This window comes from Denitromonas iodatirespirans (genome assembly GCF_018524365.1).
In the GTDB taxonomy this organism is placed as follows: domain Bacteria; phylum Pseudomonadota; class Gammaproteobacteria; order Burkholderiales; family Rhodocyclaceae; genus Nitrogeniibacter; species Nitrogeniibacter iodatirespirans.
This window is the reverse complement of the sequence record NZ_JAEKFT010000024.1, coordinates 23,467-37,319: the sequence shown is the minus strand read 5'-3', so window position 1 is coordinate 37,319 and position 13,853 is coordinate 23,467. Positions and strand designations below refer to the sequence as shown.

The 13,853-nt window shown below is 67.7% G+C and carries 13 protein-coding genes; 7 read left to right on the top strand and 6 right to left on the bottom strand.

Translation table 11 applies throughout. The features are described 5' to 3' along the window. Positions 1-4: 4 nt before the first annotated feature. The 5 genes from I8J34_RS18070 to pdxR all read right to left on the bottom strand — a co-directional run bounded on the left by I8J34_RS18070 (position 5) and on the right by pdxR (position 4,924). Positions 5-190 carry a DUF3460 family protein gene (locus tag I8J34_RS18070; RefSeq protein ID WP_214363029.1) on the bottom strand — a complete coding sequence of 62 codons (186 nt, stop codon included), beginning with the start codon at positions 188-190 and terminating at the stop codon, positions 5-7. Between the two features lie 80 nt (positions 191-270). Further along, on the bottom strand, positions 271-2,466 hold the full coding sequence (locus I8J34_RS18065) for a RelA/SpoT family protein (RefSeq protein ID WP_214363028.1): 2,196 nt from the start codon (positions 2,464-2,466) through the stop codon (positions 271-273). 55 nt (positions 2,467-2,521) lie between these two features. Next, positions 2,522-2,737, bottom strand: a complete 216-nt coding sequence (gene rpoZ / locus I8J34_RS18060; protein ID WP_214363027.1) for a DNA-directed RNA polymerase subunit omega — start codon at positions 2,735-2,737, stop codon at positions 2,522-2,524. A 6-nt stretch (positions 2,738-2,743) separates the two neighbouring features. After that, on the bottom strand, positions 2,744-3,358 hold the full coding sequence (gmk, locus tag I8J34_RS18055) for a guanylate kinase (RefSeq protein ID WP_214363026.1): 615 nt from the start codon (positions 3,356-3,358) through the stop codon (positions 2,744-2,746). Between the two features lie 60 nt (positions 3,359-3,418). Beyond that, positions 3,419-4,924, bottom strand: coding sequence for a MocR-like pyridoxine biosynthesis transcription factor PdxR (gene pdxR, locus I8J34_RS18050; protein WP_214363025.1), 1,506 nt, complete (start codon positions 4,922-4,924; stop codon positions 3,419-3,421). A gap of 120 nt (positions 4,925-5,044) precedes the next feature. On the opposite strand from pdxR, the gene I8J34_RS18045 reads away from it, so the two are divergent. The 7 genes from I8J34_RS18045 (at position 5,045) to I8J34_RS18015 (ending at position 13,096) form a co-directional block, all read left to right on the top strand. Continuing rightward, positions 5,045-6,142 carry an ABC transporter ATP-binding protein gene (locus tag I8J34_RS18045; protein ID WP_214363024.1) on the top strand — a complete coding sequence of 366 codons (1,098 nt, stop codon included), beginning with the start codon at positions 5,045-5,047 and terminating at the stop codon, positions 6,140-6,142. Between the two features lie 49 nt (positions 6,143-6,191). Continuing rightward, positions 6,192-7,220 carry an ABC transporter substrate-binding protein gene (locus tag I8J34_RS18040; protein WP_214363023.1) on the top strand — a complete coding sequence of 343 codons (1,029 nt, stop codon included), beginning with the start codon at positions 6,192-6,194 and terminating at the stop codon, positions 7,218-7,220. Between the two features lie 122 nt (positions 7,221-7,342). Then, entirely contained in the window at positions 7,343-8,602 is a 1,260-nt protein-coding gene (locus tag I8J34_RS18035) for an ABC transporter permease (RefSeq protein WP_214363022.1), read from the top strand. Positions 8,603-8,757: 155 nt separating this feature from the next. Then, a complete protein-coding gene (locus I8J34_RS18030) occupies positions 8,758-9,582 on the top strand; it encodes an ABC transporter permease (RefSeq protein ID WP_214363021.1) in 825 nt (274 codons plus the stop codon). Positions 9,583-9,609: 27 nt separating this feature from the next. Further along, positions 9,610-11,070: an NADP-dependent succinate-semialdehyde dehydrogenase gene (gene gabD, locus I8J34_RS18025; RefSeq protein WP_214363020.1), complete on the top strand. Its 1,461-nt coding sequence runs from the start codon at positions 9,610-9,612 to the stop codon at positions 11,068-11,070. Positions 11,071-11,102: 32 nt separating this feature from the next. Further along, the gene (gene gabT, locus I8J34_RS18020) at positions 11,103-12,404 is read left to right on the top strand and encodes a 4-aminobutyrate--2-oxoglutarate transaminase (protein ID WP_214363019.1); all 1,302 of its coding nucleotides are present in this window, start codon (positions 11,103-11,105) and stop codon (positions 12,402-12,404) included. A 254-nt stretch (positions 12,405-12,658) separates the two neighbouring features. Continuing rightward, entirely contained in the window at positions 12,659-13,096 is a 438-nt protein-coding gene (locus tag I8J34_RS18015) for a hypothetical protein (protein ID WP_214363018.1), read from the top strand. A gap of 67 nt (positions 13,097-13,163) precedes the next feature. Here I8J34_RS18015 and I8J34_RS18010 read toward each other — a convergent pair whose 3' ends face one another. Beyond that, complete coding sequence (locus I8J34_RS18010; protein WP_214363017.1) at positions 13,164-13,853, bottom strand: class GN sortase; 690 nt, start codon at positions 13,851-13,853, stop codon at positions 13,164-13,166.

The window sequence follows — 13,853 nt, the reverse complement described above, 5'->3', positions numbered from 1 at the left end:
GGCATCAATCGGGCTGGTAGTAGTAGGCCTTGGTCGGCACCTTGGCGGCGGCGGCGCGCTTGCGCGCTTCGGCGTCCTGCGGCTTGTCCCACCACAGGGCACGACCGGCCTGCTGCTCCTGCTGCTCCTGCGGGTGCTGGGCCATCCACTCGCGCATGAATTTGGTGTGCTCGGATTCGTACAGTGCCATTGCTCTCTCCTGATTCAGCCGCGCGATTCTAGGGAAGTCGCCATCGATGCGCCAGTGGCGGCGGTCAATTTCGCGCCGCCTCAGCGCTTGGCGTCGCTCTTGATGCGCGACACGCGGGTCACCGAAGGCTGCACCCGCACCGCCCGGATCACCCGCGCCAGATGGACCCGGTTTTCTACCTCGAGCACGAATTGCAGGGCGGTGTAGGGCGCCTGCTCGACATCCATGGTGACGTTGAGGATGTTGGCGTCGGCATCGGCGATCGCCGCCGCCACCTTGGCCAGCACGCCGCGGTTGTCGATGGTCAGCACCCGGATCGCCGCCTCGAACAGCCGCCCCTCGGCCGGCTCCCAGCCGACATCGATCCAGCGCCCGCGGTCGCCACGCCGGCGCGCCACCACCGGGCAATCGTCCACATGCACTTCCAGCCCCTGCCCCTTGCGGATGGTGGCGATGATGTCATCGCCGGGGATCGGGTGGCAGCACTTGGCCAGCTGCACCGCCGTGCCTTCGCTGCCGCGGATCAGCACCGCGCCGAGCGGCTTGGGCTTGATCACGTTGGGCCGGCCGGACTCCTGGTCCTGCGCCTCGGCCACCCGCCGCGCGACGATCACCGGCAGGCGCTTGCCCAGGCCGATGTCGGCGAACATCTCGCGCCGGTCACGCACCCCGGCATCGCCGAGGAAGCGGTCCCAGGCAAACATGCTGATCTGCCCCAGCGTCAGCCCGTGCTCGCGCAAGGCCTGATTGAGCAGGCGCTCGCCCAGCGCCACGGCTTCGTCATGCTGGGCCGACTTGAGGAAGTGGCGGATCTGCGCGCGCGCCTTGCCGGTGCGCACATAGGCCAGCCAGGCCGGGTTGGGGCCGGCATGGGCGGCGGTGATGATCTCGACCTGATCGCCGTTGCGCAGCTCGGTGCGCAGCGGCACCAGATCGCCATTGACCCGGCAGGCCACACATCGGTTGCCGATGTCGGTGTGCACCGCATAGGCGAAATCGACCGGCGTGGCGCCGCGCTGCAGCGAGAGGATGCGGCCCTTGGGCGTGAACGCGTAGACCTCGCTCGGGAAGAGGTCGATCTTGACGTGTTCGAGGAACTCGGTGGCCTCGGCCGAGGCCGACTGCAGGTCGATCAGCGACTGCAGCCAGGAGTGGGTCTTCTGGTGCAGCTCGGAGAGGCTCGATTCGTCATCCTTGTACAGCCAGTGCGAGGCCACGCCGGATTCGGCCACATGATGCATCTGGCGCGTGCGCACCTGCACCTCGACCGGCGTGCCGTAGGGGCCGATCAGCGTGGTGTGCAGTGACTGGTAGCCGTTGGCCTTGGGGATCGCGATGTAGTCCTTGAACTTGCCCGGCACCGGCTTGTACAGCGCATGCAGCGAGCCGATGGTCAGGTAGCACGAGGGCACGTCGGGCACGATCACGCGAAAGCCGTAGATATCGAGCACCTGCGAGAACGACAGGCGCTTTTCGATCATCTTGCGGTAGATGCCGTAGAGGTGCTTTTCGCGCCCCTGGATCTCGGCCGAGATCCCCCACTGCGGCAGGCGCGCCTCCAGCGCCACCAGCACCTTGCCGACCACCTCGCGGCGATTGCCGCGGGCCGCCTTGATGGCCTTCGACAACACCTGGTAGCGCAAGGGGTACTTGTGCATGAACGACAGTTCCTGCAACTCGCGGTACAAGCCGTTGAGGCCCAGCCGGTTGGCGATCGGGGCGTAGATTTCGAGAGTTTCGCGGGCGATGCGCCGGCGCTTGGCGGGGCGCACGTAGTCGAGTGTGCGCATGTTGTGCAGCCGGTCGGCCAGCTTGATCAGGATCACCCGCAGATCGGTGGCCATGGCCAGCAGCATCTTGCGGAAATTCTCGGCCTGGGCCTCTTCCTGAGAGCGGAATTCGATCCTGTCGAGCTTGGACAGACCATCGACCAGCTCGGCGGTGACCCGGCCGAAACGCTCGGTGATCTCGGCCTTGGTGACGGAGGTGTCCTCCATCACGTCGTGCAGCAGCGCGGCGGTCAGCGCCTGGGCATCGAGGTTCCACTCGGCCACCAGTTCGGTGACGGCGACCGGATGGGTGATGTAGGGCTCACCGCTGATGCGGTACTGCCCGGTGTGGGCCGCGGCCGAAAAATGGTAGGCGGCCTCGACGCGACCGACGTCTTCGGGCCGCAGGTAGGTGCTGATCTTGGCCTTCAGCCGCTCGAAGTCCAGCGTGGGCACGCTGGACGCCGGTGGTCCGAAAGGCGCGGGAACAGGGCGGCCGACATCCATGTGAAACCCGATCCTGCCGGTTCAGATGCCAGCCGCGCGGTGCGTCATCGCACGCTCAGGCCTGGCCTCGGTTGAGCACTTCCAGGCCGACCTTGCCGGCGGCGATCTCGCGCAGGGCGATGACCGTCGGCTTGTCCTTGTCGCCGCGGTCCAGCTCGATCTGCGGCTCGTTGCCGGTGGTCAGCTGGCGTGCACGGTAGGTCGCTGCCAGGGTCAGCTGGAAGCGGTTGGGGATCTTCTTCAGACAATCTTCAATCGTGATACGGGCCATGAAAGCTCAATCCTTCTCGAGGAAATCAAAATAGGTCAGGTGACGCGCATGCTGGTTGGCATAGCGCAGCCGGGCGGCGCGCACAACAGCCACCAGATCATCCAGCGCTGCAGGCAATTCGTTGTTAATTATAACGTAATCGAACTCGGCCACATGGCGCATCTCGCCACGTGCCGCGAGCAGCCGACGGCCGATCACATCCTCGCTGTCGGTGCCGCGTCCGCGCAGGCGGCGTTCGAGCTCGTCGGTTGATGGCGGGAGGATGAACACGCCGACCGCACCGGGAAAGGCCTTGCGCACCTGCTGCGCGCCCTGCCAGTCGATTTCCAGCAGCATGTCGCGCCCGGCCTCGATCTGCGCCTGCAGCCAGACGCGCGAGGTGGCGTAGTAGTTGCCGTGCACTTCCGCCCATTCGAGAAACTCGCCGCGATCGCGCAATTCTCGGAACCTAGCCACATCCACGAAATGGTATTCGCGCCCGTCGGCCTCGCCGGCGCGCGGCGCCCGGGTGGTGTAGGAGATCGACAGATGCACCGCATCATCGCGCTCGAGGAGGCCTTTGACCAGGGTGGTCTTGCCCGCGCCGGAGGGCGCGGTGACGATAAACAGGGTTCCAGACATCGCGTTTCCCGCCGGCAGCACCGGCCTCGTCCTTGCGTCGGAAAGTCGAAGCTGCCGATTCTAACAGCCCACCGGACACCTGCGGCCGAGCTCTGCAAAGCCCTGTTCGAGCACCTGGCAGAGGATGTCCGCCGCCGGCCCGATGCGCGGCATCGGCACGCAGGCGTAGCCCAGGTTCATGCCGCTGCGCGCCCGGTCGGGGTCGAGGTAGTAGATCGACAGCGGCCGGAACACCACGCCGCGCGCCATGCTCGCCGCGGCCAGCACGGCGTCGTCGACGGGCGCATTGAAGTAGTAGAGCAGGTGCAGGCCGCCGTCGCCGCCCGAGGCGGTCAGCGCGTCGCCGAGCCGGGTGCTGAGAATGCTCCGCAAGGCATCGCGGCGCTCGCGGTAGATCGCGCGCATGCGCTTGAGATGCGCCGCGAAATGCCCCTCGGCGATGAACTCGGCCAGCGCCGCCTGGTCGGTCAGCCGCCCCTCGCGGTACATCTCGGCATTGCCGGCGGCGAAGGCGTCGACCAGCGCCGGCGGCACCACCAGGTAGGCCAGTCGCAGGCCGGGGTACATCACCTTGCTGAAGGTGCCCAGGTAGATCACCCGTTCGGCACCGTCGAGGCCGAACAGCGAGGCCACCGGGCGATTGTGATAGCGCAGCTCGTTGTCGTAGTCGTCCTCGATCAACCAGGCGCCGTGCTCGCGCGCCTTGGCCAGCAACTCCAGCCGACGCTCCAGCGACAGCACGATGCCGGTCGGATACTGGCTGGAGGGCGACATGAACACCAGCCGCGGCGGTTTTTCCCAATCCGCCTCGGTAGGTGCGATGCCCTTGTCGTCCAGTGCGATCGGCTCGGCCTGCAGCCCGGCGGCCTGCAGCACGGTGCGCGCCCCCCAGTAGCCGGGCTCCTCCATCCACACCCGATCACCGGCATCGCACAGCAGCCGGGCACACAGGTCGATGGCCTGGTGCGTGCCGTTGAAGATCATCACCTGGCGCGGTTCGCACTGGATCAGGCGGGTAGCGCGCAGATAGTCGGCCAGCTCCGTGCGCAAGGGGCCGAAGCCGCCGACGCCGTAGTGCAGCAGATGCGATTGCTCGCGACGCACATACTTGGACAGCAGGCGCCGCCAGGTGGTGAAGGGGAAATGCTCGGTGTCCGGAATGCCGGGCATGAAGGCGCCGTGCTGGACCGAGCTGGAGGCGCCCGTGCCGGCGATCCGGCGACCGCGCAGCGACAGCAACTCAGTCGTCGCCGGCGGCCGGGGTGTCTGCGACGCGGCCCGCCGACCGGGCACGCTGAGCGACTCGACCACGTAGGTGCCGTCACCCACCCGGGTTTCCAGGTAGCCCTCGATCAGCAATTGGTCGTAGGCCCGCACCACGGTATTGCGGCCGAGCGACAACGCGTCGGCCAGCATGCGCGATGGCGGCAGCTTGATGCCGGTCGGAATCGCGCCGTCGAGGATCGCCTGGCGCAACACCAGATACAGGCGCGTCTTGAGCAGCGACGCGCCAGGCTGGCTCCACAAGCGCTGGGCGATCAGCGCACCTATCAGCTCTGCATTCATGAGTTTTCGATTGGTTCCTTCAAACCTATCCAGATTGGTTCCCGATTCAAGACAATTGTGCGCTTAAACTGCATCACTTGTTGCCACAAACGGCACCGATCCAGCGTCAAAGGAGCTCATATGCAGCCCATCGCAGACCCGATCGTCACTTTTCGCCGTGTCCAGAAGACGTATGACGGCGAGAACCTCATCGTCAAGGATCTCAACCTCGACATCGCGCGGGGCGAGTTCCTGACCCTGCTGGGCCCCTCCGGCTCCGGCAAGACCACCTGCCTGATGATGCTCGCCGGCTTCGAGACACCGACCGGCGGCGAGATCCGCCTCGACGGCCAGCGCATCGACACCGTACCGCCGCACAAGCGCGGCATCGGCATGGTGTTCCAGAATTACGCCCTGTTCCCCCACATGACCGTCGGCGAGAACCTGCGCTTTCCGCTCGCCGTGCGCAAGCTGCCGGCCGCCGAGATCGACGCCAAGGTCAAGCGGGCGCTGGAGATGGTGCAGCTGCAGGACTTCGCCGGCCGCTACCCGCAACAACTGTCGGGCGGCCAACAGCAGCGCATCGCGCTGGCCCGGGCACTGGTCTTCGAGCCCAAGCTGGTGCTGATGGACGAGCCGCTCGGCGCGCTCGACAAGCAGCTGCGCGAGCACATGCAGCTGGAGATCAAGCATATTCACCAGAGCCTCGGCGTGACCTTCGTCTTCGTCACCCACGACCAGAGCGAGGCGCTCACCATGTCGGACCGCATCGCCGTGTTCGACAAGGGCATCATCCAGCAGATCGACCGCCCCGACGCCCTCTACGACGCACCGGCCAACGCCTTCGTCGCCAGCTTCATCGGCGAGAACAACGCACTCGACGGGCGCATCGAGCATGACGACGGCGACAGCTGCGGCGTGCGCCTGGTCGACGGCAGCTTCCTCAAGGCGGCCAACGGCGGCGTCGGCCGCAGCGGCGAGGCGGCGATGCTGTCGATCCGCCCCGAGCGGGTGCGCATCGTCGCCGACGCCGACGGCGCCAACCGCCTGCCGGCGCAGGTCGAAGAGCTGATCTACCTGGGCGACCACCTGCGCATCCGCCTGCGCGTCGCCGGCAGCACCACCTTTACCGTCAAAACCCCGGTGTCGCGGCTCGCGCAAAGCCCCGGCGCCGGACAGCAGGTGCATGTGGAGATCGCCCCCGAGCACATCCGGGCGCTCACCCCCATGCCGGCCTGACCGATCGCTTCACCCCTCAGCCAAAACGCAAACACCAAGGAGACTTTCCATGAAGCTGACGTCCACCCTCGCCCTGCTCGGCACCGCTGCCCTGAGCGGTGCCGCCCATGCCGACCTGACCGTGATTTCCTTCGGCGGCGCCAACCAGAAGGCGCAGCAGGCGGCCTACTACGAGCCGTTCGCGGCCGCCAGCGGCGTCAAGATCGTCGCCGGCGAGTACAACGGCGAACAGGCCAAGATCAAGGCCATGGTCGAGACCAAGAACGTCACCTGGGACGTGGTCGAGGTCGAATCGCCCGAGCTGGCGCGCGGCTGCGAGGAAGGTCTGTACGAGAAGCTCGACTACAGCAAGATCGGCAACAAGAGCGATTACATCGGCAAGGCCGTGGGCGAATGCGGCATCGGCACCTTCGTGTGGTCCACCGTGCTGGCCTACAACGCCGACAAGCTCAAACAGGCGCCGACCTCGTGGGCCGACTTCTGGGACGTCAAGCGTTTCCCCGGCAAGCGCGGCATGCGCAAAGGCGCCAAGTTCACGCTGGAATTCGCCCTGCTCGCCGACGGCGTCAAGCCGGCCGATGTGTACACCGTGCTGGCCACCCCCGCCGGTGTCGATCGCGCCTTCAAGAAGCTCGATGAACTCAAGCCCAACATCCAGTGGTGGGAAGCCGGCGCCCAACCGCCGCAGATGCTCGCCTCCGGCGACATGGTCATGAGCTCGGCCTACAACGGCCGCATCGCCGCCGCCCAGGCCGAGGGCAAGAACCTCAAGATCGTCTGGAACGGCAGCGTGTACGACGTCGATTCCTGGGCCATCCCGACCGGCTCGCCGCGCATCAAGGAAGCCTACGACTTCATCCGCTTCGCCAGCCAGGCCAAGCCGCAGAGCCAGTACGCCGCGCTGATCCCCTACGGCCCGACGCATCAGGGCGCGGTCGGCATGATGGACGCCAAGGTGGCGGCCGATCTGCCCACCGCCCCGGCCAACCTGAAGGGCGCGCTGCCGAGCAACACCGAGTTCTGGGTCGAGTACGGCGAAGACCTGGAGCAGCGCTTCAACGCCTGGGCCGCTCGCTGAGCCAGCCCTGCCGCTGCCGGCCCACGGGCCGGCAGCCCATCGCCTGACGCACCGCTCCCGCTGGCCTGCTCGCCCCCGAATCCCCCGGGCGGGCCAGCCCCTCCAAGACCGGGAAGACGCCCATGCCTACCGAGACCTTGTCGCTCAGCGCACCGCCGAACGATCCCGTCGTCGGCCTCAAGCAGCGACTGCGTCGCGCCGAGCGGCGCCGCAAGCTGCTGTACGGCGCGCTGATCCTGCCGCTGGCGCTGTTCCTCGCCATTGCCTTCATCTGGCCGATCGCCGCACTGCTCAAACGCAGTGTCGACAACCCCGAAGTGCACGGCGCCCTGCCGCAGACCCTCGCCGTGCTCAAGCACTGGTCGGGCGACGAGTTGCCGCCGGCCGAGGCCTACGCCGCCCTCACCCGCGAGCTGACCGCCATCCGCGGCACGCCGGAGCTGGGCACCGCCGCCAAGCGGCTCAATCGCGAAACGCCGGGCTATCGCTCGCTGATCATGAAAACCGCGCGCAAGATGCCGCTCGACGACGGCGTCGATCCGCAAGGCGCGCTGATGAGCATCGACTCGCGCTGGAGCGATGTCGACATCTGGCAGACCATCAAGCGCACCGGCTCGCCCTACACCGCTTTCTACATGCTCTCGGCGCTCGACCTGACCATCGACGCCGACGGCGATCTGGCCGCCACGCCGCCCGAAGAGTCCATCTACCTCGACATCCTCGGGCGCACCTTCTGGATGAGCCTGATCGTCGCCGTGTGCTGCCTGCTGCTTGGCTTCCCGGTGGCCTACCTGATGGCCAACCTGCCGCAGGACAAGAGCAACAACCTGATGATCTTCGTGCTGCTGCCGTTCTGGACCTCGGTGCTGGTGCGCGTGGCCGCCTGGATCGTGCTGCTGCAGAACGACGGCCTGGTCAATCAGGCGTTGATCGCGCTCGGCATCACCGACGCCCCGCTGCAGCTGGTGTTCAACCGCATCGGCGTCTACATCGCGATGGTGCACATCCTGCTGCCCTTCATGGTGCTGCCGCTGTATTCGGTGATGAAGGGCATCTCGCCGGTCTACATGCGCGCCGCCATGTCGCTGGGCTGTCCGCCGTTCAAGAGCTTCTGGAAGGTGTACTTCCCGCAGACGCTGCCGGGCATCGGCGCCGGCTCGCTGCTGGTGTTCATCATCTGCATGGGCTACTACATCACCCCCGCGCTGCTGGGCAGCCCGCAGGAGCAGATGGTCAGCTACTTCATCGCCTTCTACACCAACCAGACCATCAACTGGGGCATGGCCGCCGCGCTGTCCGCCGTACTGCTCGCCGCCACCCTGGTGCTGTATGTGTTCTACGCCCGCCGGCTGGGGGCCAGTCAAGCCCCGGCCGGGCGTTGAGAACTTGTGAAGAAATCGTTGCGAGCAGGGCCGAGTGCAAGGCGCGAACGAGCGAACGACGAGACATATCAATTGGATAGGCGAGGAGTGAGCGAGTGAGCAACGCAGCAATCGGCACGCGCAGTAGATTTATTCACAAGTTCGGAGGAGTCGTCATGAACGCCTACGCTTCCCCCCTCGAGCGCGCCTGGTACATCGGCCTGCGCGTGCTGGTCGGCCTGGTGCTGGCCTTCCTGGTGCTGCCGATCCTGGTCATCATCCCGCTGTCCTTCAATTCAGACAGCTTCCTGATGTACCCGATGTCGGGCTTCTCGCTGCGCTGGTACGAAGACTTCCTGACCTCGCCGTCCTGGCAGCAGTCGCTCAAGAACAGCCTGATCGTCTCGCCGGCCGCCACGATCATCGCCATGGCGCTGGGCACCCTGGCCTCGATCGGCCTGGTGCGCAGCGACTTCCCCGGCAAGACGCTGCTGATGGCGGTGCTGATCTCGCCGATGGTGGTGCCGCTGGTCATCGTCGGCGTGGCCATGTACCTGTTCTTCGCCCCGCTCGGGCTGACCGGCACCTACACCGGGCTGATCCTCTCGCACGCGGTGCTCGGCGTGCCCTTCGTCATCACCACCGTCACCGCCACGCTGCAAGGCTTCGACTTCAACATGGTGCGCGCCGCGGCCAGCCTCGGTGCCAACCCGGTGACCGCCTTCTTCCGCGTCACCCTGCCGCTGGTGGCGCCGGGCGTGATCTCCGGCGGGCTGTTCGCCTTCGCCACTTCCTTCGACGAGGTGGTGGTCACCCTGTTCATGGCCAGCCCGCAGCAGGCCACGCTGCCGCGCCAGATGTTCAGCGGCATCCGCGAGAACATCAGCCCCACCATCGCCGCCGTGGCCACCATCCTGATCGTGCTGTCCACCCTGATGCTGATCACCCTCGAAGCGCTGCGACGCCGCAACGAACGCATTCGCGGTGCCCGCACCGCCTGACCTCACCCCTGAAGAACGGAAACCGACATGAGCCTGACACTCAAGGACCCCGGCCTGCTGCGCCAGCAGGCCTACATCGACGGCGCCTGGGTCGACGCCGACTCCGGCGAGACCCTGCCCGTCACCAACCCCGCCACTGGCGAGACGCTCGGCAGCGTGCCGCGCATGGGCGCGGACGAAACCCGCCGTGCCATCGCCGCCGCCGACGCCGCCTGGCCGGCCTGGCGCGCGCGCACCGCCGGTGATCGCGCCAAAGTGCTGCGCCGCTGGTTCGACCTGATCGTCGCCAACCAGGACGACCTGGCCGTGCTGATGACCGCTGAGCAAGGCAAGCCGCTGACCGAAGCGCGCGGCGAGGTGTTGTACGCCGCCTCCTTCATCGAGTGGTTCGCCGAGGAAGGCAAGCGCATCTACGGCGACGTGATCCCCGGCCACCAGCCGGACAAGCGCATCGTCGTCACCAAGGAGCCGATCGGCGTGTGCGCCGCCATCACGCCGTGGAACTTCCCGGCCGCGATGATCACCCGCAAGGCCGGCCCGGCCCTGGCCGCCGGTTGCACCATGGTGCTCAAGCCCGCCAGCCAGACGCCGTTCTCGGCGCTCGCACTGGCGGTGCTGGCCGAGCGTGCCGGCGTGCCCAAAGGCGTGTTCAGCGTGGTCACCGGCTCGGCCACCGCCATCGGCGGCGAGCTGACCGCCAACCCCACGGTGCGCAAGCTGACCTTCACCGGCTCGACCGAGATCGGCATCAAACTGGCCGCCCAGTGCGCGCCGACCATCAAGAAGCTGTCGCTCGAACTGGGCGGCAACGCCCCCTTCATCGTCTTCGACGACGCCGACCTCGACGCCGCCGTGCAGGGCGCCATGGCCTCCAAGTACCGCAACACCGGCCAGACCTGCGTGTGCGCCAACCGTCTGCTGGTGCAGGACGGCGTGTACGACGCCTTCGCCGAGAAACTGGCCGCCGCGGTGGCCGGGCTCAAGGTCGGCAACGGTCTCGACGACGGCACCAGCCAGGGCCCGCTGATCGACATGAACGCGGTCGAGAAGGTCGAGGAGCACATCAACGACGCCGTGTCCAAAGGCGCCCGCATCGTCGCCGGCGGCAAGCGCCATGCGCTCGGCCGGACCTTCTTCGAGCCGACCATCCTGGCCGACGTGACCCCCGCCATGGCCGTCGCCCGCGAGGAAACCTTCGGCCCGGTGGCGCCGCTGTTCCGCTTCAAGGACGAGGCCGAGGCCATCGCCATGGCCAACGACACCGAATTCGGCCTGGCCGCCTACTTCTACGCCGAAGGCATGAACCGCGTGTGGCGTGTGTCGGGCGCGCTGGAGTACGGCATCGTCGGCATCAACACCGGCATCATTTCCACCGAAGTGGCGCCCTTCGGCGGCATGAAGTCCTCCGGCCTGGGCCGCGAAGGCTCCAAATACGGCATCGAGGACTACCTCGAAATCAAATATCTGTGCATGGGCGGCGTGCAATAAGCGCCGCCAACAACAACACCTCGGAGAACCGCATGAACGCACACACCCAGCTCCCCGGCCTGAACAACGCCGAGTTGCTCGCCCGCCGCCAGAGCGCCCTGCCGCGCGGCGTCGGCCAGGCCCACGGCCTGTTCGCCAGCGGCGCAAAGAACGCCGAAATCTGGGACGTCGAAGGCCGCCGCTACATCGACTTCGTCGCCGGCATCGCGGTGGTCAACACCGGCCACAGCCATCCGGCCGTGGTGCAAGCCGTCGAAACCCAGCTGCACCAGTACAACCACACCTGCTTCCAGGTCGTCGCCTATGACGGCTACCTGCGCCTGGCCGAGCGCCTCAATGCGGCAGCCCCCGGCGACTTCGCCAAGAAGACGCTGCTCATGAGCACCGGCGCCGAAGCGGTGGAAAACGCCATCAAGATCGCCCGCGCCGCCACCGGCCGCCCCGGCGTGATCGCCTTCCAGGGCGGCTTTCACGGCCGCACCCTGCTGACCCTCGGCCTGACCGGCAAGATCGCCCCCTACAAGGCCGGCGTCGGCCCCTTCCCGGCCGAGATCTACCATGTGCCCTACCCCTGCGCGCTGCACGGGGTGAGCATCGATGACAGCTTCCAGGCCATCGACCAGCTCTTCAAGTGCGACATCGAGGCGCACCGCGTGGCCGCCTTCATCGTCGAGCCGGTGCAGGGCGAAGGCGGCTACTACCCGGCGCCGCCCGAGTTCCTCCAGCGCCTGCGCGCGCTGGCCGACGCGCACGGCATCCTGCTCATCGCCGACGAGATCCAGACCGGCATCGCCCGCACCGGCAAGCTGTTCGCCATGGAGCATGCCGGCGTGGCCGGCGACATCACCACCCTGGCCAAGGGCCTGGGCGGCGGCTTCCCGATCGCCGCGGTGGTCGGTCGCGCCGAGGTGATGGACGCCCTCGCCCCGGGCGGCCTGGGCAGCACCTATGCCGGCCATCCGACCGCCTGCGCCGCCGCCCACGCGGTGCTCGACGTGGTCGAGGCCGAAGGGCTGTGCGCACGCGCCACCGAGATCGGCGCGCACATGCAGGCGCGCCTGCGCGACATGGCCGGGCAGCACGCCGTCATCGGCGACGTGCGCGGCCTCGGCGCCATGGTGGCGGTGGAGTTCTTCGAGGGTGGCGATCCGGCCAAGCCGTCGGCCGAGCTGACCCGCGCGGTCATCGCCGAGGCCTTCCGCCGCGGCCTGCTGCTGCTCGCCTGCGGCAGCTACGGCAACGTGCTGCGCCTGATGGTGCCGCTCACCATCGAGCAGACCACGCTCGACGAAGGCCTGGACATCCTCGCTGCGGCCATCGCGGCCGTCGCCTGAGGCCCCGCGTCACCCCCAGCCCCGGCCCCAACCGGGGCATTCGGCCAGCCGGCACCTGCGGGTGCCGGCACCCTTTTTGAATCCGCATCTTTACAGTTGTAACGGCGCCGAACTCGGCGCCACCGCCCCGGTCACACAGGCGTCCCGAGTCACCGAGCCGGGACTTGAAACTCGAACAAGTGCCCCAAAATGGCATTGACCGACCCTGACCCGCCCGCCAGCCACCGAGAGCCGGCGGCGACCTGGAGCACAGAATGACCCGTAGATCGGATAGCAACGTCCGCAAGATTCTCGGCACCGCCGCCATGGCCCTGGCCGTGCCGACGGCCGCCACCGCAGCCACCACGCCCGCACCGTCGATGACCGACAAGGCCTCCTTCAGCAGCGCCGCGAGCAAGCGCAGCGCGCGCGCCAACGAGAACGAAGACGCCCATCCCGAACTGTTCCCGCTCAAGCTGCGCCCGGCCGCCACCGCCGGCACCGAAGCGGCCGAAAAGGCCATCCAGGTGAAAGTGCTCGATGCCGAAGGCCGTCGCATCCTGCTCGCGCGTGCCCACGGCAACATCACGCTCGGCCCGCTGCCGGCCGGCGAGTACACCCTGCAGCTGTGCTCGGGCACCTCGATGGAAGAGCATGCGCTGAAGCTCGGCGCCGGCAAGCGCGGCCTGCTGCGCTACGAACTGGGCGCCTGACCCCCGCCCCAAAAAAACGAAGGCGCCCGCGGGCGCCTTCGGCGTTTGATGTGCGCAGGGCGAGCGCCTACAGCGGCGTGCCGGCCTCCTCGGCCGTCACCACGTAGCGCAGCGGCCCGCCCGCGCGCAGCGCGTCGAAGGGGTAGCAGGTCACCAGCGTCAGCCGGTGGCTGTCCGGCGGCGAGGCCATCACCCCGGTGTCGGACTTGTCGACCACCCGCTGGTCGCTGATGCGGTACACCGCCACCGCGCCGGTGGGCATCTCCACCTCGACCGTCTCGCCCGCCTGCACCCATTGCAGGAAGGCGAAGTGGGTGTCGCGATGGCCGCCGATCACGCTGTTGCCGGCCGCGCCGGGTTGGGCGGTGCCGAACACATGCCCCGGCCCGAAGGCCAGGCTGCGCCCCTCGCTGCCGGCCAGTACATACAGCTCGACCCCGCGCGACGGCACCCTCAGCCGCGCCACCGGCCAGGTGTCGGCCCACGGCCAGGGTTTGACCTGCGTCTGCCCGGCCAGCGTCTTCTGCCAGGCCTGGGCGATCAGCGCCTGGGCCAGCCAGGCCTTGGCCTGGATGTAGCCGGCCTGGCCGAACTGCAGCAACGCCACCAGCAGGCTGGCGGCCGCCACCGTCCTGACCAGCCAGGACACAACAGGCCGACGGCGCGGCGCGGCGGTGGCGCTGCAACCGGGCGCCGGCCAGGCGCACTCGACGCCCAGGAATTCAGGATGACGGCAGTTGTGGCACACGGTGCTCAT

What these genes read in the sequence shown, in the direction of transcription:
- I8J34_RS18035 (WP_214363022.1), top strand. Translation starts at nt 7,343, where the DNA reads ATGCCTACCGAGACCTTGTCGCTCAGCGCACCGCCGAACGATCCCGTC.
- rpoZ (WP_214363027.1), bottom strand. Translation starts at nt 2,737, where the DNA reads ATGGCCCGTATCACGATTGAAGATTGTCTGAAGAAGATCCCCAACCGC.
- I8J34_RS18040 (WP_214363023.1), top strand. Translation starts at nt 6,192, where the DNA reads ATGAAGCTGACGTCCACCCTCGCCCTGCTCGGCACCGCTGCCCTGAGC.
- gmk (WP_214363026.1), bottom strand. Translation starts at nt 3,358, where the DNA reads ATGTCTGGAACCCTGTTTATCGTCACCGCGCCCTCCGGCGCGGGCAAG.
- pdxR (WP_214363025.1), bottom strand. Translation starts at nt 4,924, where the DNA reads ATGAATGCAGAGCTGATAGGTGCGCTGATCGCCCAGCGCTTGTGGAGC.
- I8J34_RS18015 (WP_214363018.1), top strand. Translation starts at nt 12,659, where the DNA reads ATGACCCGTAGATCGGATAGCAACGTCCGCAAGATTCTCGGCACCGCC.
- I8J34_RS18045 (WP_214363024.1), top strand. Translation starts at nt 5,045, where the DNA reads ATGCAGCCCATCGCAGACCCGATCGTCACTTTTCGCCGTGTCCAGAAG.
- I8J34_RS18065 (WP_214363028.1), bottom strand. Translation starts at nt 2,466, where the DNA reads ATGGATGTCGGCCGCCCTGTTCCCGCGCCTTTCGGACCACCGGCGTCC.
- I8J34_RS18030 (WP_214363021.1), top strand. Translation starts at nt 8,758, where the DNA reads ATGAACGCCTACGCTTCCCCCCTCGAGCGCGCCTGGTACATCGGCCTG.
- gabT (WP_214363019.1), top strand. Translation starts at nt 11,103, where the DNA reads ATGAACGCACACACCCAGCTCCCCGGCCTGAACAACGCCGAGTTGCTC.
- I8J34_RS18010 (WP_214363017.1), bottom strand. Translation starts at nt 13,853, where the DNA reads ATGAGCACCGTGTGCCACAACTGCCGTCATCCTGAATTCCTGGGCGTC.
- I8J34_RS18070 (WP_214363029.1), bottom strand. Translation starts at nt 190, where the DNA reads ATGGCACTGTACGAATCCGAGCACACCAAATTCATGCGCGAGTGGATG.
- gabD (WP_214363020.1), top strand. Translation starts at nt 9,610, where the DNA reads ATGAGCCTGACACTCAAGGACCCCGGCCTGCTGCGCCAGCAGGCCTAC.